This window comes from Blautia sp. AM42-2, assembly GCF_003480245.1.
Taxonomy (GTDB): Bacteria; Bacillota; Clostridia; order Lachnospirales; family Lachnospiraceae; genus Fusicatenibacter; species Fusicatenibacter saccharivorans.
Genome location: NZ_QUIM01000006.1, coordinates 33,752 through 53,507, shown reverse-complemented (window position 1 = coordinate 53,507; position 19,756 = coordinate 33,752). Strand labels below are relative to the sequence as shown.

Below are 19,756 nucleotides of genomic sequence, written 5' to 3'. Positions count from 1 at the left end.
TCTTTCGCAGCTTTCGTGTCTGTTCCTGCAATCATCAAAGCTTCCGTAATCCGCTCATTTTTCCCAAAACGGCTTTCCTGCTTGTGTTTTGGCATGTCCTGTTTCAAAAGTCTTCCCGCTTGTTCTGCTGGTTCCGAATCCCGGTCTTCTGATTCTGGCATCATGGAACGTCTAAAATCGTTCACCCATTGTTGTCCGAACTGTAAAACTCTTCCCCCGTTTCCAGACAGATTGCCGCCAGCCGCCCTCCCGGGAAGCATGCGCCGCAGTCGATCGCAATGTGGTGATATTTTTTATAAATATACCCAGGATTATCATTTTCCGGAATCGTCTGCGTCGGTGTATGTCCTGTTACCAGATTTGTATCCGCAAAGTATTCCTTCTGATAATCTGGTCTGGCCCATACAAGATCGTGCAGGGAATATTCCTCGATCCTCTTTTCCGGTGTGAATCCACCCAGCCCTCCATGCACCAGCAGATACTGTTTTTCTCCCACTGTAAGCTCCTCATACAGACTGAAATCCTCCAGAAAATTCAGTACTTCCTCCCGCATCTCGGGATCCAGCGCCCGAAATTCCCGGATCGTAGCATCACCGCCGTTATACTTCCAGAGAACAAGATTGTCCAGCAGTTCAGCATCCACTTCCTCGATGGCAAGATCTGTGATTTCCTGACAGAGAAACCGCAGACATTCCAGCGCCATCACCTCATGGTTCCCCACGATACAGAACGCATTCGGCATTTCCATCAGTTTCAATATCACCTTAATCGGATGCTCACCCCGGTCTAAAACATCACCCAGAACATAGAGCGTATCTGTATCTTTCAACTCGATTTCTTCCAGCAGCTCCATAAATCTCTCATACTCACCGTGAATATCAGAAATAACGTAAGTAGCCATAAACAGAATCCTCCCTTTTTCATCCATACGAATCTGCATACGTTCTCCATTACCAGCTTATCTTACCATACTTCCTGTTTTTTACCGGACAAACTCTTGTCCCTCCTCTTTTTGCATAATGTACACTCTAATACATCTTCTATTGAACTTTCATTCATGCGAAATCCCCTTTTCTTGATACTATACCACATCTATTCTTTTCTTCATTGAACTACAAGTTTAATCCTCTTTTTCTTGCTGTTTTCTCGCATTCTATCAGCACTACGCGCTGTTTATACAGCGCCTTTTATTTCTGTACAATTTATTCCCTATATGCAAAAAAGGAACGTTCTATCCAAATCGTTCCTTTTTGTTTGTAGATTATTTTATTTTTCAAATTTCTCAATCACGCACGTATGCGTCTTCGTTTTCTTATCATAAACGTGTATTTGCCGAGTGTACAGTAATGCCCGCGTCCCCCCTTCGTCATCCCACCTTCAAGCGCAAAAAGCCTCCCGCCGCACAGAGCACAAGTCCCCTATTTACTTAACACCCCGTCGACAGCCTTTTTCCATCCGGCATACTTCTTCTCCCGGATTTCATCGTCCATCTTCGGTTCATACACACTTCGTTTCATATTTCCCGCGAGTTTTTCCAGATCGTAGACCCCGGCTGAAATACCGGCCATATAAGCCGCCCCGATACCGGAAAGCTCCTCCGCGTCCGGAATCTTCACGCGTTTATTCGTAATATCACTCTGGAACTGCATCAGATATCCATTCCGTGTCGGGCCTCCGTCCACGCGGAGTTCTTCAATCCGCATGCCTGTATCCTGCTCCATCGCACGGACGAGGTCGGTGATCTGGTAGGCAATGCAGTCGAGTGCCGCTTTTACCACCTCCGCTTTTCCTGTGGTACGGGTAATTCCGCTGATCGATGCCGTTGCTTTCTCATCCCAGTACGGCGCACCAAGCCCGGTAAATGCGGAACCAGATACGTGCGGTCTGCCGGATTTGCCTCCCTCGCCAGTCCTTCCGTCTCTTTTGCCGAAGAAATCAGCTTCAGATCATCCTTCAGCCAGGTAATCACCGCTCCAGTGTAGTTCAGGTTGCCTTCCAGCACATAGTCCACCTTGCCGCCTCTTCCCCACGCAAGCGAAGTCACAACGCCGTGGCTGCTCTGAATCGGCCTGTCTCCAATGTTCATCATCAGCGAAGAACCCGTTCCGTACGTTGCCTTGATCATACCCGGTTTTAAGCAGCCCTGTCCGAACAGAGCCGCATGAGAGTCGCCTAATACACCGCAGATCGGAACCGTCTCGGAAAACAATCCTTCCATCGTCGTGGTTCCATACACCGCATCGGAATCGCACACCCTGGCCAGCGCACAGACCAGAATCCCGAACATCTCACAGATCTTCTCATCCCACGCCAGCGTTTTCAAATTAAACAACTGCGTTCTTGACGCATTTGAAAAATCCGTCTTAAATGCATGATCCCCCGTCAGCTTGTAAATCAGCCAGCTGTCAATCGTTCCCAGACACAGCTCGCCGTTTTCCGCACGCTTCTGTCTTTCTTCTCCGCCGTTTCGAAGCAGCCATGCCATCTTTGCAGCAGGAAAATAAGCCGAAAGCTGCAGACCCGTTGCCTCGCGGATCTCCTCTGCGTGCCCCTGCTCCGCAATTTTCTGCGCAATGCCGCTTGCGCGGCCGCACTGCCATACAATTGCCTATTCCAGCGGTTCCCCGGTCGCCTTGTCCCAGATCGCCGTCGTCTCACGCTGATTGCTGATGCCGATTCCGGCGATTTCTTCCGGTGCAACACCGGACTCTGCCACCAGCGTTTTTACCGTCTGTACGGTATTCCGGTAAATCTCATTCAGATCATGGGACACCCATCCCTTTTCATTGACGATCTGCCGGTGCGGCAGGTCGGCACGGCGGAGTAAATGTCCCTCCCCATCAAAGAGCAGCGCTTTCGTTCCCTGCGTGCTCTGGTCAATTCCGATAATATACCTTTTCTCCATTTGTCCAGCTCCATTCCTAAAATTTTATAAATATCCAGATCCCCATCTCGAATAACGCTGAATACACCCTGTTTTTCAACACACCATGCGTCATTTTCTATTGTCGCGGCATTCACCCTGCCCCTATAGGCAAGATCTTTGGCGATTGCCACACATTCCAACATCTTCCGCAGAACGATTTATTCCTGATTATATAGAAAAAGTTCCTGCGTTCCCGGATTTTCTTCCGCCCGGGTACGCAGGAACATGGCATACGCAGACCTGCGGCAGTTTACAGTTCCCTGCGGGCTATCACATTCACCGCTGATTCCATTTCTGGTCAAGCCAGTAATTCTTTCGCTTTTTTTGCAATGCCCTCGGCATTCAATCCATAATAGTCAAAGACTTCTTGGGAAGTTCCCGTGATCACCGGCGCATCCGGCAGAGACATATGAACGACTTTGCGCGGGCATTCCGCACCGACCACCTGGCTCACCATCGATCCAAGACCGCCGAATGGAGCGTGCTCTTCGATCGAAATGACAACTTTTGCCTTCTTTGCAGCTTCTACCAGGCCCTCTTTGTCCAGCGGTTTCACACAGTACATATCGAGCAGTCCTGCGCTGATTCCCTCTTCTTTCAGCATAGCAGCTGCATCGAGCGCCGGGCGGACCATCTCGCCGCAGGCTACCAGTAAAACATCGGTGCCTTCCGAGAGAACCGTCGCCTTATCCATCTCAAACGGGGTATTTTCTTCGCTGTAAATATCTGCAACGGCATTTCTTCCCACTCGGATATAAGCCGGTTTTTCATCGGTAAGAAGCGCCTCAACCAGTTTTGCTGTCTGGAAGCGGTCGCTTGGCAGATAAACGCGCATGTTCGGAATAGCTGCCATTGCTGCGATGTCCTGTGCAGAATGATGGCTCATGCCGAGTGCGCCGTAGCTCACACCGCCGCTGATGCCGATCAGCTTTACATTGGTGTTGGAGTATGCACAGTCAATTTTCGCCTGCTCATAGCTTCTTGTAGAAAGGAAGCACGCCGGAGATGCCGCAAATGCTTTCTTGCCGCATTTTGCAAGACCGGCAGAAACGCTGACCAGATCCTGCTCCGCAATACCCATCTCCACAAACTGCTCCGGATACGCATTTGCAAACGGTGTCAGGGAAGCACTTCCCCTGGAATCGCTGCAGAGCACCACGATATCTTTATCCGTCTCGGCATGTTTCATTAAAACCTCGCAAATGGCCTGTCTGTTTGGAATTTTATTCATGACAGTGCCTCCTTTCTCTCATCCAGATCCTTCATGATCTGTTCTACTTCCTCCGGTGTCGGCACTTTATGATGCCACTCCGCCTTATTTTCCATCACGGAAGAACCACAGCCCTTCGTTGTGTTTGCAATAATAACCGTCGGTTTTCCCTTGCAGTGTTTCGCCAGCTCAAACGCATGAACGAGCGCGTCCATATCGTTGCCCGGTACGGAAATAACATTCCATCCGAACGCTGCCCATCTCTCCTCCTGGCTGTCCTGTTTCATGACATCCTCGGTATTTCCGGAGATCTGCAGACGGTTGCGGTCTACGATCGCACAGAGGTTGTCCAGCTTGTAGTTTCCTGCGGACATTGCGCCCTCCCAGACAGAGCCTTCTGCCAGCTCGCCGTCACCCATAACGGTGTAAACACGATAATCTTTTTTATCCATTTTTCCTGCCAGCGCCATTCCCACGCAGACCGGAAGTCCGTGGCCGAGAGAACCGGAGTTCATCTCGATGCCCGGCAGTTTATTGTTCGGATGGCCGATGTACGGGCTGCCGAATTTGGAGAATTTTTCGATGACCTCTTCCATCGGGAAGAATCCCTTTGCTGCAAGTACTGCATAATATGCCTCAACGGAATGACCTTTACTCATCACAAAACGGTCGCGGTCCGGGTCGTCCATGTTCTTAGGGCTGATGTTCATCTCTTTAAAATACAGCGCTACAAGCACATCGATGACACTCATGTCGCCGCCGATGTGGCCGCCCTTGCCGGAAACTACCATTTCCACTACTTTCTTCCGCAGATCATACGCCAGACAACTCAATTCCTTGTATTCACTCATGATTTTCATTCTCCTCTTAAATATGCTTTGACATCTTCCTCGATCGGATCATATAAATCCGGGGCAATACCGATGTATTTGCATGCTTCATACAGAACTGGCACAACGTTCTCGTGGATACCGACACAGTGGTGGATGTACGGTCCTTCCACGATTTTTGCCTCCAGGCGTTTCAGGTTCTGTACCTCAACCCATACGTAGGTTCCCTTCGTGTAAGGTCCCTCGACACCTTTTGCATTTCCAAGCAGCAGGGAGTACTCTCCGTTGTCTCCGTCAAAACGCGCCAGTGTCATTTCGCCTAATTTTGCCTGTGCCTCTACAGCGCCCGGATGGCTGAATGCCAGAGGATAACCGATCGTCGGTTTTTCCTGTGCAACAGAAATCGGCCACGGTCCGCAGTGCTGCAGCAGCTCGCCGTTCTCGTTGTCCGGGTGGCGTACGGTCCAGTCAGCAAAGAAGCTTCTCTTATCGTTTCTGCCGGCAGCCTCTACCAACAGAGCGGTGATGGCGCCATGGATATCGGTCTCACAGACAACCGGAATTCCCTCTTCGTTCAGCAGAGAGTTTGCCGCACACGGCATGATGCCGATTTCACCCTGCAGTGCGTTCCAGCACTGGATCGCAATGGCATTGCAGGAATATTTTGCAGCCAGGTTCTTCATTGCAACCTTCAGAGCTGCTACATTTTCCAGTTCTTCCGGTTTGATCTTTACACACATATTGGTGTTGCAGTATGCAACGACTTTTTCTACCTCGCTGCCCTCTGCTTTTACTTTTTTCATCTCCGCAGTCAGTTCCGGAAGCGGAATCGGGGAAAGCTGAATGTTGAATTTTTCCAGCAGCTCGCCCTCATTGCACATGGTGGACCAGAAGTCGAACGGACGCGGTCCGATCTGAAGGATTCTGGTGTGGCGGAAGGTATCTACCACATTACATACAGCAAGGAAATCCTGAATGCCACGCTCAAATTCCGGATCGGTCAGACGGCAGTTCGTCATGTAGGTGAACGGAACACCAAAACGGCGCAGCACTTTTCCGGTTGCGAACAGACCGCACTGGCTGTCACGGAGACGCACACCGTTCTCATCCGGTCTCTCATCGCGCGGTCCCCAGAGGAGTACCGGAAGCCCCATTTCCTTTGCCAGCCTTGCACAGACATATTCCGTTCCGAAGTTTCCGTGCGGGAAAAAAATTCCCTTTACGTTCTCACGGCGGAATTTCTCCTGGATTTTCTCACGGTCCGCCTCATCGTAAAACAGACCCTCCTCATTGATGTCTGTGATATCAACAAATTCAACGCCGAGCTCTTTTAAACGCTCTCTCGTCAGGTTGGCATATTTTACGGCATCCGGAGCGCTGAAAATACTTCTTCTCGTAGGTGCAAATCCGATCTTAACAGATTTCATATTCATTTCCTCCATTTAATTTTCTTTAAACTTTGCTAAATTATATTTTGAATTTCTCTGTTCTTTATGGTCCTTATATTACTAAATTTCTTTGAATTTGTCAACATCAATTCAGTTTTATTAAATCTTTTTTAGTAATTTATACAAAAAAGAATGGCTGCTCTTATGCATTTCTTCGTATCTCAACTTTTTACAGCTCAGAAGTTGACTTCTTTTTTAATTCATATTAAAATCAATGCATAAGTTTAATATTTTTCAAATAAATACTGAAATAAATTTCAACACCCCGCATGCGCAAAACGCCTGAAAGCACCGTGCGGGCTGATTTTATCGAACAGGAGCTGAACTCTTATGAATATTTCTGCGAAAGAACTGGCAAAGCTGATCAACGTATCACCTGCCACGGTTTCTATGGTTTTCAATAACAAACCCGGCATCAGTGATGCCACAAGAGAGCTGGTTTTAAAAACTGCAGCCGAGTATGGCTATGCGCCGAAAAAAAATGAAGCCTCCGGCGCTTCCTCCCGCATTATTCAGCTGGTCAATTATAAGAAGCACGGAAAGGTTGCTGCCGACACGCCGTTTTTCTCCCAGCTGACCGAAGGAATCTCCACCGAATGCACCCGCCAGGGCTGTGCGCTTCATATCTCCTATTTTTATGAGACCATGGATATTGACAGCCAGCTCGATGCACTCCGCGCTGTGGACTGTGAGGGCATTCTTCTTCTTGCAACCGAAATGGCTCCGTCCGATTTCCGCAAGTTCCGCGATTTTTCTGTTCCGATCGTTGTCGTGGACTGCTATTACGATGAGCTCGATTACGACTGCGTTCTGATCAACAACATCCAGGGGGCGTTCAACGCCACGAATTATCTGATTCAGTGCGGACACAAAAACGTGGGCTACTTTCACTCGAGCCTCGACATCAGCAACTTCTCCGAACGCGCCGACGGCTACTACAAAGCGCTCCGTGCAAACGGTATCAGCACCTCACATCCATATGTCCACCCGGTTTCCCCGACCTCGGACGAGGGCTACCGCGACATGCTGCGCCTTCTCGAGTCGAAAGCACCGATCGCGGATGCCTACTTTGCCGACAATGACATCATCGCGGCGGCCGCCATGCGTGCACTGCGTGAAAACGGCTACCGCATCCCGGAGGATGTCTCCATCATCGGCTTTGATGACGTTCCGATGTGCGATATGATGGTTCCGCCGCTTTCCACCATGAAGGTCCGAAAACGCGAGCTTGGAGCCACCGCTGTCCAGCGCCTGCTTGACCGCGTGGCCGATCCGAAACGCGAATGTCTGAAAATGTGCATGGCAACCAAGCTGGTGAAGCGCCAGAGTGTTTCCAGACGTTAAAGCTTTTGGGATGAGGCTGTCATCTAGCGCGTGTCTGAAAAATCATTTCCGCAAACCGGAACTCGCAGCTTGCGAAAAGCCTTTCTCAGACACGCTCTGTACGGCAGCCTCACCTTTTTTATTTTGAAAGGAGTTTTTTTCATGCAATCTGCAAATGATCTGAAACAGCTTTTACTCAGTATCAATCACAAAAGCTATCCCGCCTATAAATCCACCCGTGGCGCCTATCAGTTTCCGCGCTACACACTCTCCATCGACCACGTTCAGGGCGATCCGTTCGCCGCTCCGTCCCGGGTCAGCGTTCATGTCAGCGGCAAAACCGCTGCGTTTCCGGCTTTTCTCTACGACACATACGAAAAGCGCGTCGCCCTCCAGGATTACCTGCTGCGCCAGTTTGCGCGCGCTATCGCACCGTATTCGTTCCGCGCAAAGGGCTCCGGCAAAAGTGGTCTGCTGGGGATAAGCCGCTGCGGGCAGGAAATTCTGGAGCGTACTGCCTGTGTTCTGAATCCTTCCGACGGCAGTCTTATCGTCAACATGGAAATCGGCTTTCCGGCTAACGGCCGCACCATCGCCTCGCAGGAGCTGATCTGCATTCTTTTCGACTTTTTGCCCGGCTGCGTGGAAAAATCGCTGTTCTACCGTGCTCTGGATCCGAAAGCATGCGCCAATGTCGCCTATCTCTGTGAGGACCAGCAGGCGATCCGCGCCGCATTAAAAGAAAAAGGACTCACTGCCTTCATCGCCGACGGCTCCATTCTCCCGCGCGAGACCGGTGTTTCCGATCTGCCGATGAAGCACGCCGTTCCGTTTACCTCACCGGAATCCCTGCGCGTTACCCTCGATCTTCCAAACCGCGGACCTGTTTCCGGCATGGGAATTCCACTCGGTGTCACACTGATCGTAGGCGGAGGCTTCCACGGAAAATCCACCCTGCTGCAGGCGCTTGAGCGCGGCGTATACAACCACATCGCCGGGGACGGCCGTGAATATGTCATCACCGATGCAAGCGCCGGAAAGCTCCGCTCCGAGGACTCCAGAAGCATCAGCAACGTCGATATCTCCCTCTTCATCCACAATCTTCCCGGAAAGAGTGATACGACTTCATTCTCGACCGCCGATGCCAGCGGAAGCACCTCGCAGGCTGCCAACGTGATCGAGGGCATCGAATCCGGCACGAGCCTCTTTCTGATCGATGAGGATACGTCCGCCACCAACTTTATGGTGCGCGATGAGCTGATGCAGCGCGTCGTTGCCGACAGCGAAGAACCGATCACACCGTTTATCAGCCGCGTGCGGGATCTGTATGAGAAGCTCGGCATCTCGTCGATTCTCGTTGCCGGAAGCTCTGGTTCTTACTTCCACGTGGCAGACACTGTCATTCAGATGAAAGAATACGTTCCTTATGACATTACGGATCGCGCGAAAACCACAGCCGCGGAATTTCCGCCGTTTACTGCCTCCGTGCGCCCTTTTTCCGTTCCAGCCTTCCATCGCTGCCCGCAGCCGGGCAAAGGCCTGACGGGAAGTGACCGCACGAAAGTCAAAGTAATGGGACGGGAATCCATCCTTATCAACAAGTCTCTGACCGATCTGCGCGCCGTGGAACAGCTCACGGACAGTGAACAGCTGAACGGGCTGGCTGCGCTCCTTTTAGAAGCCGCCGGGCACAAAATGGACGGTAAGAAAACACTGGTGCAGGTGGTGGATCTGCTGGAAAAACAGATGGATGAAAAAGGCCTCTCTTCGCTTCTCGCTCCTGGAAGACCCAGCGACCTGGCACGGCCGAGACGGCAGGAAATCTTTGCATGCCTGAACCGGTGCAGGGAACTGCGGTTCTGAGAAAATTTGTAACAATTCAGAGCAATAAAAAATGGAAGAAAAGAATACGAATCATGTGCGCATGAATGGGTATTCTTTTCTTCCATTTTTTATATCAAAAAGCCACATCGAGATGCAACACAACGGCATCAAGATGTGGCTCTGAATCGTTTCAATTTTTGCTATAACACGCTTACCGTAATGGTGTAATAATTGTCACTTTCTGCGAGTGAAATCCGTTTCACCGGAGGATTTTCATCCGTCAGGCTTATCAGTGACAGATAATTCGAACCAAACATTGTATCGCTCTGTGTTCCTGTCGATACGACACGCTTTACACTCTGAAAATTAGTGTACGCCGCGAAGCTTCCGCCCACGACAAGGATCAGCACTCCCAGAACAAAAATCGCTCCGGCAGGACTGCCACACCGGATCCGTTTTCCTGTTTTTTTCTTCATTTTAATCTCCACTCTTTTGTGCCATCATATGTTCTCTATTTTACCCATCGCGTCTCAAAAATGCAAGCATTCCTTGTATTCTGCAACAATTTGTTACCGCGCTCGTTACTGCTCGGAAGTTTAACATTTAAACATAAATTCAATAAAAAAGGGGATGTCGGTTAATACCACATTTCGACATCCCCAGCAGTAATTAAAAGGATCCCAGCAAGGACGAGGCTTGTTAGCTTTTTCTCTTGCGAGGGATCCTTTTTTCTATGAAAATGAAATTTATTTTTGGCCGCAAAAATCCCAGCAAAATTCCCAATATTTCTCTCATGTTCCCGCCCTCATCTGTTCTTTCTCCGTTGCGTAAGAGAGTCCCACGCCGTTTAAAATAGTTTACGGCATTGGGACTCTTCTTTCCTCTTTATTTGCAGGATTTTATTCCCCACAGATCCGCACAATCGCCTCCGCAAAGATCACAACGCATTCTTTCAGGCATTCGATTTCCACGAACTCGTCTGCTCCGTGCATACGGTTGTCGACTTCAAGGTCTGCGCATCCAAACGCAACGCCGTTTTTCAGATGATGCACATACGTTCCGCCGCCGATCGCAAATGGTTTGCCTGGTTTTCCAGTGACATCCGTATAGCACTGCAGCAGGGTCTGGACGAACGGGCTGTCGGCCGGGACGTGGTGTGGTGGGAACATTCCGCTGCCTTCCATGGAGAAGCCGCCTTTTTTCATGTTCTGCCCGGCGGTATCGTACAGGTTTTCTTTTGTCGCGCAGATCGGGGCGCGGCAGTCGTAGGAACCGGTCAAGGTTTTGCCGTCGTAGTTCATAAGGTCGAGGCTTAAGGTGAGCTCGCCGGACTCTTCATCTGACATGATGACACCGAGGCCTGCGCCTTTGCCGTCGCCGTGCGGGTAAACTTTTGCAAGGAAACTGATGTCGTTTTTCAGTTCACTCTCTTCCATCGGAACGGATGCGAGAAGCTGCAGCAGTGCAGTCAGTGCGTTGTTACCCATTTCCGGGGTGGATGCGTGGGCGAAGGCACCGCAGGCGGTGATTTTTATATTGCCGTTTTCGGTGTCTTCCAGAACGAAGGAAACGCCGGTCTTCTGCTCAGTCTCGTCAGCGCAGGTTTTCAGGTCTTCTTTTGCCATGCCGGCAAGCTCTGCATATGCTTTGCCTGGTACAACGTTCAGTTTGGTGCCGGCCTGTAAGGATACGAGGCGCACGCCTGTCGTTCCGGCATCGGAGGTTTTTTCGAAGTGGCCGCGCATGCCGCCTTTTTCAATATTGATGACCGGGAATTCGGCATCCGGTGAGAAGGTGCATGGTGCTTCCACTTCTTTCTTATAATAATATTCGAGGTCAGAGCTTCCGCACTCCTCGTCGGAACCGAGGACAAGACGGACGTTTTTCTTTAATGGGTAACCGAGTTCTTTGACAGCGCGCATTGCGTAGATAGCTGCGATCGCCGGTCCTTTGTCGTCTGCGGTTCCGCGGCCGAACATTTTTCCTTCTTTGATGAGCGGGGTGAATGGATCGGTCTCCTGCCAGCCTTCGCCTGCCGGTACGACATCGAGATGGGCGAGAATATCAAGGCCCTTTTCTTCCTGATTAAAGTCAGATGCAATCGCGTAGTTGTCGTAGTTGGTTACGGCAAAGCCGTATTTTTCCAGAATTTCGATTCCCTGCGCCAGTGCTTCTGCCGCCGGTGTGCCGAATGGTTTGCCTGGCTCTGCCGCCTGTTTTTCGCTTGGAATCCGGATCAGGCTTTTCAGATCCTCGATCATTTCGGATTCGTGGTTTTCAATATATGTTCTTAATTCTTCTTTCCGCATCGTAACTTCTCCTTTTCTCTTCTCTGGCACCGTCGCAGTGCTGTTCTTTTCCTATCATAACGCAGAAAGAGCAGAAAATCCACATTTTCTGCTCTTTTGCCAAATAATCATTTGTTTTTGTCCAAATTGACTGTAATTTCATAATAATCACACGGATGCGCCGTAAGCCCCGTCACACCCTCGCCGGATACCATCGACATCTTGAGGTGTGATGCGAAGAAAAACATGTGGTCATCCAGCAGCGTCTGCGTCATCTCGATGGCCAGTTCGGTTCGTTTTTCGGTATCAAACTCGCCGCTTAACTGCTGCTCCAGCATCTCGAGTGTCTCACTGTAATAACCGCCGCGGTTCTTGGAGGAATCCTGCAGGCAGTGCGTTGTAAAGAAATACTCGGGATCGCCCGTCGGTGCGCTGACAAATGCGCTGACATAAACATCCCAGTTTCCTTTTTTCAGCAGTTCCAGATGATTTGCCGTGCACTGGATCTGTACTTCGATTCCGATTTTCTTCAGCGATGCCTGTGCACTCTCCGCGAGAAGCGGCAGTTCCTGGCGGCTCGGATACGTGAGCCAGCAGATGGTCAGGCGTTTTCCGTCTTTTTCCACGTAGCCGTCGCCGTCCTCATCGGTCCAGCCTGCTTCAGCCAGCAGTTCTCTGGAATACTCAAGATCATAGGACTCCTCCTGCACTTTGCTGTCGCCGAATGCAAAGTAAGAGGGGAACGGGCCTTCCGCCACGCTTCCGTTTCCTTCCATCAGCGTATTCACAAAGCCCTCCCGGTCGATCGCTCCGATGACTGCCTCGCGCACGCGGTCGTCCTGCAGCACCCCGGATGATCCGTTGAACTGTCCGAAGAAGGTACGCGACGTATCCGCCGAAGAAATCGTGTATGGTTCATCGCGGAACAGGATCAGATTGGAATACGGCAGACCGTACGCCGCGTCGAGCTCGCCTGACTGTAACGCCATCGTCATCGTATCGCCGTCGCGGATCGTTTTTACTTCGATCCGGTCGAGCTTTGGCGTTCCGTTCCAGTAATTGTCATTTTTCACGAGCGTCAGTCCCTGATCCGTCTCCACCTGTACTGCGCGGTACGGGCCGGTTCCGGCGACATTGCCGTCATCCGTCACACCTGCCTGCATATCAATGATGCATCCATATGGGTCAGACAGATAATTCAGAAGCGCCGGGACAGGCTGTTCGGTGTGAATCGTTACGATCAGGCCGTCTGCCTCGATGCTCTCAATTTTCAGATCCCCGCGTGCACGGTCATGTACTGCGATCAGATCCTCGAGACATTCTTTGACCGCCTCCGCGTCGAGAGTGCGCCCGCTCGTAAAGGAGATGCCTTCATGCAGTGTAATCCGCCATGTTGTATCGTCCACAAGCTCATAGCTTTCTGCCAGCCATGGCTCGATCTCCATAGAATCGGAATAATGAAACAGCGTCTCACCGATCCCATAGCGGATACACGCCCAGCCGGAATAGCCGTTGTGCGGGTTGACATCGGACTCGTCGTTTTCGGCGTTGAATGTCGTGTCGCCGTATACGAAAACTTTTTCATCTGTACCATCTGCCGCTGTGCTCTGACAACCGGAAAACAGTACCACCGCCAGAATGCCGCACAAAACATATGCAATTTTTTTCCTTCTGCCGTTCTTTCTCTGCATTCTGTACTTCTCCTGTTTTCGCAAATGGCACCACCATTTCCGCTGTCTGATTTTCTGTTTCAACAGTTTTCTCACAGACTATACTCCATCAACAGTTTCGTGTATTCCTCTTTCGGGTACTCCAATACCTCCCGCGTCTCCCCCTGCTCCACGATTTTTCCCTGCCGCATGACAATCACACGGCTGCAGAGTTCCCGCACCAGCGCAAGGTCGTGGCCGATCCACAGCATCGCAAGTCCTTCTTCCCGCTGCAGTTTTTTCAGCAGTTGAACGATCTGCGCCTGTACCGCCGCATCGAGCGCACTCGTTGCCTCGTCGCAGATCAGAAGAGACGGCTGCACAGCAAGAGCCCGCGCAATTGCGGCTCTCTGGCACTCTCCGCCGCTCGTCTCGCGGGGATAGCGCATCGCCGTTTCCGAACTAAGTTCCACTTTTTTCAGCAGCTCCGGCAGATGAAGACACGCCTCTTTCCGGCTCATTCCCTGATTCCGAAAAGCTTCCAGAATCCCGGTTTCGAGCGTCTGCATTGGATCGAAGGAATCCTGCGGGGTCTGGAAGACCATCTGTATTTTCCGGTAAACTTCGCGCTGCCGCCTGCCTTTTCTTCCGAGGATTTCCTCGCCTTCCAACAGAACGCTGCCTGCATCCGCCTGAACCAATCCGGTGATCAGACGGGCCGTCGTGCTTTTTCCGCATCCGCTCTCCCCGATCAGGCCAAGACATTCCCCCGCATCCAGTGTGAAGCTGATGCCGTCCACGGCGGCAAATTCCGTTTCCCGGCCGGTTCCAGCAAAGTTTTTGCTTAAGTTGTTTACTTCCAGCATGTTATGATTATGCATCGTTCTTCCCTCTTCCCGGCACAGCCGCAAGGAGATTTTTTGTATATTCGTCCTTTGGGTGATCGAAAACCGTCCTTGTCTCCCCCTGCTCCACGATGTTTCCATCCTTCAAAACAGCAACCCGGTCTGCCATCTGCTCGAGAACCGCAAGATTGTGCGTCACCAGCACCATCCCCGTCTGCTCTTTCTGCTGCAACGCCTGAAGCTCCCGCAGCACCTGCGCCTGCGAAACCACATCGAGTGCACTCGTCGGCTCGTCCGCCAGAAGAAGCGACGGATGCAGCAGCATTGCGAGCGCAATCCCGACGCGCTGGTTCATGCCGCCGGAGAGCGACGATGGATAGCTGTTCCAGATCGTCTCGCCATCCGAAAGCCCCATATCCGCAAATCGCTGGAGCGTCATATCTTTGATTTCTCTGCGGCTTTTTCTGCCAGACATTCCCCCAGAAATCGGGGTGATGAATCCGCAGCGTTTCTCATGGGCGCGCACGCTTTCACAGATCTGTGCTCCGATTTTCCGGGTCGGACAGAGTGATGCCCCTGTATTCTGGAAAATCATACCAATTTCTGAACCGCACAGACTCCGCAGCTTCTTTTCGGACATGCCCGTCAGCTCCTCTCCGCGAAATGTGATCTGCCCGCCGGTGATGGAACCATTCTTTCCCATCAGCCGCAGGATCGCTCGCAGCAAGGTACTTTTTCCACTGCCCGACTCCCCGGCGATGCCGACGGTTTCTCCTTTTTTGACGGAAAAACAGATGTTATTTAAAATTTGCTCCCCCTCATAACAGACAGAAAGACCGCTGATTTCCAGCAGTTTTTCGCTCATGTTTTTGCTCCCTTTGTTTCCATTTTCGTTTGCCCCTTATCCCTGATCCACCGTTTTCCGTACCGCCTCACCAAGCAGATTGCAGACAAGAACGGTCAGAAAAATCGCCAGTCCCGGCGCCAGAATGACCCAGGGCGCGGTCTGCAGCATACTTCTTCCGTTGCTCATCATCGCTCCCCACTCCGCCGACGGCGCTTCCGCACCAAGGCCGAGGAAGGACAGACCCGCGATTTCCAGCATCATCGTTCCGATATCAAGCACCGCTGTGACAATCGTCTGCCCCGCAAGATTCGGCAGAATATGGCGTCTGATCATCTTCCATGTTCCGTTTCCTGTAAGGCGCGCCGCCGCGATGAACGGCATGTGTTTCAATGCCAGCACACGGTTCCGCGCAAGCCGTGCATATTTCGGCCAGGAAACAAGGATCAGCGACACAACGGCTCCCGTCATGCCGCTCTGCAGAACGCCGGAAAATGCGATTGCAAATACCATACCCGGAAAGGCCAGAAAAATATCGGAGATCTGCATCAGAACCGTATCCGTTTTACCTTCCAGCCAGCCGCTGAAAATTCCGGCGAGTGTTCCGATCAGAGCGCTTGCCGCAACGACAAGAAGTGCTGAAAAAATACTGACCCGCGCGCCGGAGAGAATCCTTGAAAACAGATCTCTTCCATAGCGGTCCGTCCCCATCCAGTGCGCCGCGGACGGCGGAAGAAGGGACAGTTCCAGATTCTGCTCATACGGATCGTACGGTGCCAGATGGGCCGCACACGCGGCAAACAGCAGCAGCGCACCGGCGAGGATGCCATAAAAAAGGATCTTTCTTTTCTGTTCTTTTTTCATCGCATTCCCTCCAGCTTCGCCCGCGGGTCCAGTGCACCCATCATCAGATCAGCAATGAGATGCAGCAGCAGATAGATTGCCGCCATCCACACCAGATATGCCTGGATCACGGGAATATCATGCATGGAAACGGCATCCACGGCCATTTTTCCGACACCATTCCACATGAAAATCGTCTCAACGATGGCGGTTCCTCCAAGCAGCGAACCGGCGGATAAGAATAGCAGCGTGACCATCCGAAGCAGCACGGATTTTAATATATTTCCGAACAGAATCCGGTTTTCACTTAACCCACGTGCCCGTGCACCCGCCACGTACTCCTGCTCCAGCTCTGCAAGCACGGCAGAACGCACCTGACGGGTGTATTTTGCCGTCATCGAAACCGCAAGCGTCGCCGCCGGAAGCACACAGCTTTTCCATCCCTTTCCCATACTGAGAACCGGAAAAAAATTCCATTTCAGCGAAAAGAAATACAAGAGAAGAAGTGCAGTGAAAAACCCCGGAAACGAATTACCTGCAAAGCAGAACAGGCTGATACTGCGGTCCGCCCACGTATTCTGATATTTTGCACTTAAGATACCGAGCGGAAACGAAAGACAGACCGTCATGGCAAGCGCCAGCGCCGCAAGTGCAATCGTTGCGGGCAGTTTTTCGCAGAAGCTTACAAGCACCGGTTTGCCGGAAACGTACGACTCCCCGAAGTCACCGCGCAGGGCGTTTTTCAGCCATTGCAGGTACTGGACAGCTTTCGGCTCATTCAGTCCCAGCTCCTCCCGCATCGCTTCTTTTTCCGCCTCCGACATCACGCCGCCGCTGCTGCTCTCTTTTAAATCCACCGCATCGACCGAGGAAAGTCCCGTCAGCAGAAAAGCGAGAATCGTCACGCCGAGGAATACCGGAATCAGGCGAAGCAGTCGTTTTAACAGATATTTTTTCACAAATACTCCTTTACTGCTTCACGGCACAAATCGAAAACATCGGTGCCGGGTTATAGAACTCGTCTTTTTCCAGATAAATGCGTTTTCCAAGGCTCGTATCAATGCGGATTTCTCCCGCTGTGTTTTCGCACAGCACCGCCACATCGTACGCCGGCCGGTTTTTGCGGCTGATCGGGAGCTGTGATTTGATCCGTTCGCACTCTTCGAGCATCTCGTTTCCAACCTTGAAATGGGCATGCGCCTCCGGAAGTCCCTTCGTATCGGCAACATCTTCTTTTCCGTAATTGGCATCGAAGTTCAGCAGCACACCGTCCGTTTTCAGCACACGCATCCACTCGCCGTAAGCATGCTCCGCATTCGGCAGCGTCCACGTCAGGTTTCGGGAAATGACAACATCGAACGTTTCATCCGCAAACATCGGATTTTCCGCGTCCATGACCTGGAAGCAGCAGTCGGCATTCTCTTCTTCGGCAAGCTGGATTGCATTCTCAATCATCTCCGGTGTCAGGTCGATGCCGAAGACCTCGTGGCCCTCTTTTGCCAGCAGGATCGAGAAAAATCCGGCTCCGCAGCCCACATCAAGGATCTTTAACCGTCTTCCCGCCGGGATCTGTTTTTCAATCTCTTTCATCCAGCGCTTCGCAATCGGGTTTGCAAGTTCGGAGCGTCTCTGCTCTAAAAAGCTCTCGCTCCGTTTCTCCCAGTAATGGACAATCTGCTCTTTGCGGTCGTCGTACTCCGGCTCGCGCACAATTCTTCCGTAAGCAACGACAGGGCCCCCTTCTGTTACCTGCAGACTGCCCGTCTGGTACAGCACCACACCGGTGTACTCGGCACGGCACGTCTCACGGAGTTTTCCATTATAATCACGGACCGTTCCGAGCAGTGCGCCCTCTGCAACCATATCGCCCGGTTTTGCCGCCGGATACCAGAGGCCGTCTTCGGAAGCCGCCTGATAGCGGACATCCGTCACCTCCATCGGCACGTAGTTCCGCACATCGCGGCGGATCTGATACATGCCGAGGCTGCTTAAGATATTGCGCACATCACGCTTGTCGGAATTGACCTCCTCGGAAGTCCAGGCTCCCATGCCGCCGCGCTCTAAGAGGATGCTCGCGATGCCCTTGGACGCCGCGTAGTTGTACGCTCCGCCTGATGACACCATGGAACGCACCATGTACGGAACATCCACCTGCTCCGCCATTTTCCGCGAAACTTCTGTCACCTCCTGCGCCGCTTTTCCGGCGTAATAGACATACGGCGTCAATGCTTCAAAATCATCGCCGCTGTGGAGATCGATATAATAATCCACCTTCGGATAAACTTCTTTCGTAATGGCCCACGCCAGCCGCTCCATCTCGGTTCCGTTTGGATTGCCCGGAAATACACGGTTCAGGTTTTTGCCATCGGAAAGTCCGAGACTGCCCGCACGGTTTTCAAAAGCAGGACGGTTTAAGACCTTTAAAATCACGATCGTTCCAACCGTTTTTTCCGGCTGAAGCTCCGCTCCCAGTTCCACACACGCCTGAATGCCGACGTATTCACCGGAATGAACGCCGCCGGTGATCAGCATTGTTTTTCCCGGAAGTTTTCCACAGATAATCGTTCCCGGAAGCACGATATCCCCATTCGCAAAGGAGATATCCCCCTGATATTTTTCGCCGCGGCGGACGGTCACATCACCAAGCTGGAAGGACTGCTCTGCACTTTTTTCCGCGCGCACCAGAAACATCGGTGTCGATGCATAGTTCAGTCTCTCTTCCTCGCTCCAGACGCGCTTCCAGATTTCGGAATCGGTCTGAATGGAACAGACGCCGAGGGATTCGAGCACCTTCGTATCCCACGTCGGCCGTTCCATCGCAGAGAGCGGCACCTGGCGCGCAATGTTTTCCATGCGGTCAATGTCCGTGCACAGATAATGGTCGTCGAGCTGCTGCTCTTCCACTTTCTTCCGGTCTGCCTCGTACGCTTCTTTTTTCTCCTCGTCATAGAGATAACCGTACCAGTTCGCATCAAAATTGAGCAACACGCCGCCCGGTTTCAGGACACGCATCCACTCTTGGTATGCCTGCTCCGGCTTTTCCAGATTCCAGGTCAGATTTCTGGAAATGACAACATCAAAGGTCTCATCCGCAAACTCCAGATTCTGTGCATCCATCCGCTGCAGCGTCACGCGCTCCAGACCGTATTTCGTATATTTTCCCAGATTCTCTTTCGCCTTTTCCAGCATCTCCTCCGTGTAGTCAACAGCCGTCACCGTATAACCTGCCTCCGACAAAATCATCGGGAAGAATCCTGGGCCGGTTCCGATATCGAGAATCTTCATCTCTTCTTTCTTTTTCTCTGGAAATTGCTCCTCTAATACATGCAGCCACGCTTCTCTCTGGCTTCCCGCCAGTTCTTTTTCATTGACCTCAGAATACCCCTCCGCACGGGTTCTCCAGTAGGAGGCAATTTCCTGTAATAATTCCTGTTTCATATCTTCCGCTTCTTTCTTTTTTCTTCCATTTTCCGGTTTTCATCCGCAGACCGGCGCGGCCGTTTTCCAACCGCTCAAATATTCCTTTACTCTACCAAAAATTGGCCGTTTTCACAAGCCCCCACGGGGGATATCCTTAACGCCGGCGCAGGTTCCTGTCCCTTTTCCTTTGGCATTTTGTCCAATCCCGGGTTTCTTTCTTCCCTCTCCATCGGCAAATTTGATATTTTTTCTCGACACCCCTATACTTTCGTGCTGTAACAACACAGTGTTTTAACGCGTCAAAGT

Annotated in this window: 14 protein-coding genes and 1 pseudogene; 2 read left to right on the top strand and 13 right to left on the bottom strand. The window is 51.6% G+C overall.

The features are described 5' to 3' along the window. Positions 1-181: 181 nt before the first annotated feature. From DW915_RS08600 to DW915_RS08580, 5 genes and pseudogenes are all read right to left on the bottom strand, one after another. Positions 182-901, bottom strand: a complete 720-nt coding sequence (locus tag DW915_RS08600; protein ID WP_055220179.1) for a metallophosphoesterase — start codon at positions 899-901, stop codon at positions 182-184. Between the two features lie 517 nt (positions 902-1,418). Next, positions 1,419-2,905: pseudogene (locus DW915_RS08595) on the bottom strand (FGGY family carbohydrate kinase). 319 nt (positions 2,906-3,224) lie between these two features. Continuing rightward, positions 3,225-4,157 (bottom strand): transketolase family protein, encoded by a 933-nt coding sequence (locus DW915_RS08590; RefSeq protein ID WP_118741960.1) that lies wholly within the window; start codon positions 4,155-4,157, stop codon positions 3,225-3,227. After that, complete coding sequence (locus DW915_RS08585; protein WP_118741959.1) at positions 4,154-4,987, bottom strand: transketolase; 834 nt, start codon at positions 4,985-4,987, stop codon at positions 4,154-4,156. The genes DW915_RS08590 and DW915_RS08585 overlap by 4 nt, the downstream gene beginning before the upstream one ends. A 5-nt stretch (positions 4,988-4,992) precedes the next feature. Further along, positions 4,993-6,393: an L-fucose/L-arabinose isomerase family protein gene (locus DW915_RS08580; protein ID WP_118741958.1), complete on the bottom strand. Its 1,401-nt coding sequence runs from the start codon at positions 6,391-6,393 to the stop codon at positions 4,993-4,995. A gap of 351 nt (positions 6,394-6,744) precedes the next feature. On the opposite strand from DW915_RS08580, the gene DW915_RS08575 reads away from it, so the two are divergent. Both DW915_RS08575 and DW915_RS08570 read left to right on the top strand, forming a co-directional pair. Then, positions 6,745-7,758 carry a LacI family DNA-binding transcriptional regulator gene (locus tag DW915_RS08575; RefSeq protein ID WP_022462682.1) on the top strand — a complete coding sequence of 338 codons (1,014 nt, stop codon included), beginning with the start codon at positions 6,745-6,747 and terminating at the stop codon, positions 7,756-7,758. 141 nt (positions 7,759-7,899) lie between these two features. Further along, positions 7,900-9,600 (top strand): ABC-ATPase domain-containing protein, encoded by a 1,701-nt coding sequence (locus DW915_RS08570; RefSeq protein ID WP_118741957.1) that lies wholly within the window; start codon positions 7,900-7,902, stop codon positions 9,598-9,600. 161 nt (positions 9,601-9,761) lie between these two features. Here DW915_RS08570 and DW915_RS08565 read toward each other — a convergent pair whose 3' ends face one another. The 8 genes from DW915_RS08565 to DW915_RS08530 all read right to left on the bottom strand — a co-directional run bounded on the left by DW915_RS08565 (position 9,762) and on the right by DW915_RS08530 (position 19,468). After that, positions 9,762-10,037, bottom strand: a complete 276-nt coding sequence (locus DW915_RS08565; protein WP_118741956.1) for a hypothetical protein — start codon at positions 10,035-10,037, stop codon at positions 9,762-9,764. 423 nt (positions 10,038-10,460) lie between these two features. Then, on the bottom strand, positions 10,461-11,870 hold the full coding sequence (locus tag DW915_RS08560; RefSeq protein ID WP_118741955.1) for a Sapep family Mn(2+)-dependent dipeptidase: 1,410 nt from the start codon (positions 11,868-11,870) through the stop codon (positions 10,461-10,463). Between the two features lie 107 nt (positions 11,871-11,977). Further along, complete coding sequence (locus DW915_RS08555; protein ID WP_118741954.1) at positions 11,978-13,540, bottom strand: ABC transporter substrate-binding protein; 1,563 nt, start codon at positions 13,538-13,540, stop codon at positions 11,978-11,980. A gap of 71 nt (positions 13,541-13,611) precedes the next feature. Further along, positions 13,612-14,379: an ABC transporter ATP-binding protein gene (locus tag DW915_RS08550; protein WP_022461627.1), complete on the bottom strand. Its 768-nt coding sequence runs from the start codon at positions 14,377-14,379 to the stop codon at positions 13,612-13,614. Further along, a complete protein-coding gene (locus DW915_RS08545) occupies positions 14,372-15,208 on the bottom strand; it encodes an ABC transporter ATP-binding protein (RefSeq protein ID WP_118741953.1) in 837 nt (278 codons plus the stop codon). Before DW915_RS08545 ends, DW915_RS08550 begins: the two co-directional genes overlap by 8 nt. A 36-nt stretch (positions 15,209-15,244) precedes the next feature. Beyond that, positions 15,245-16,051, bottom strand: a complete 807-nt coding sequence (gene nikC, locus DW915_RS08540; protein ID WP_117761943.1) for a nickel transporter permease — start codon at positions 16,049-16,051, stop codon at positions 15,245-15,247. Further along, a complete protein-coding gene (locus DW915_RS08535; RefSeq protein WP_118741952.1) occupies positions 16,048-16,989 on the bottom strand; it encodes an ABC transporter permease in 942 nt (313 codons plus the stop codon). The genes nikC and DW915_RS08535 overlap by 4 nt, the downstream gene beginning before the upstream one ends. 10 nt (positions 16,990-16,999) lie before the next feature. Continuing rightward, positions 17,000-19,468 carry a methyltransferase domain-containing protein gene (locus DW915_RS08530; RefSeq protein ID WP_118741951.1) on the bottom strand — a complete coding sequence of 823 codons (2,469 nt, stop codon included), beginning with the start codon at positions 19,466-19,468 and terminating at the stop codon, positions 17,000-17,002. Between the last annotated feature and the right edge of the window lie 288 nt (positions 19,469-19,756).

Coding starts and splice junctions, on each gene's coding strand:
- DW915_RS08600 (WP_055220179.1), bottom strand. CDS start 901: ATGGCTACTTACGTTATTTCTGATATTCACGGTGAGTATGAGAGATTT.
- DW915_RS08590 (WP_118741960.1), bottom strand. CDS start 4,157: ATGAATAAAATTCCAAACAGACAGGCCATTTGCGAGGTTTTAATGAAA.
- DW915_RS08585 (WP_118741959.1), bottom strand. CDS start 4,987: ATGAGTGAATACAAGGAATTGAGTTGTCTGGCGTATGATCTGCGGAAG.
- DW915_RS08580 (WP_118741958.1), bottom strand. CDS start 6,393: ATGAAATCTGTTAAGATCGGATTTGCACCTACGAGAAGAAGTATTTTC.
- DW915_RS08575 (WP_022462682.1), top strand. CDS start 6,745: ATGAATATTTCTGCGAAAGAACTGGCAAAGCTGATCAACGTATCACCT.
- DW915_RS08570 (WP_118741957.1), top strand. CDS start 7,900: ATGCAATCTGCAAATGATCTGAAACAGCTTTTACTCAGTATCAATCAC.
- DW915_RS08565 (WP_118741956.1), bottom strand. CDS start 10,037: ATGAAGAAAAAAACAGGAAAACGGATCCGGTGTGGCAGTCCTGCCGGA.
- DW915_RS08560 (WP_118741955.1), bottom strand. CDS start 11,870: ATGCGGAAAGAAGAATTAAGAACATATATTGAAAACCACGAATCCGAA.
- DW915_RS08555 (WP_118741954.1), bottom strand. CDS start 13,540: ATGCAGAGAAAGAACGGCAGAAGGAAAAAAATTGCATATGTTTTGTGC.
- DW915_RS08550 (WP_022461627.1), bottom strand. CDS start 14,379: ATGCATAATCATAACATGCTGGAAGTAAACAACTTAAGCAAAAACTTT.
- DW915_RS08545 (WP_118741953.1), bottom strand. CDS start 15,208: ATGAGCGAAAAACTGCTGGAAATCAGCGGTCTTTCTGTCTGTTATGAG.
- nikC (WP_117761943.1), bottom strand. CDS start 16,051: ATGAAAAAAGAACAGAAAAGAAAGATCCTTTTTTATGGCATCCTCGCC.
- DW915_RS08530 (WP_118741951.1), bottom strand. CDS start 19,468: ATGAAACAGGAATTATTACAGGAAATTGCCTCCTACTGGAGAACCCGT.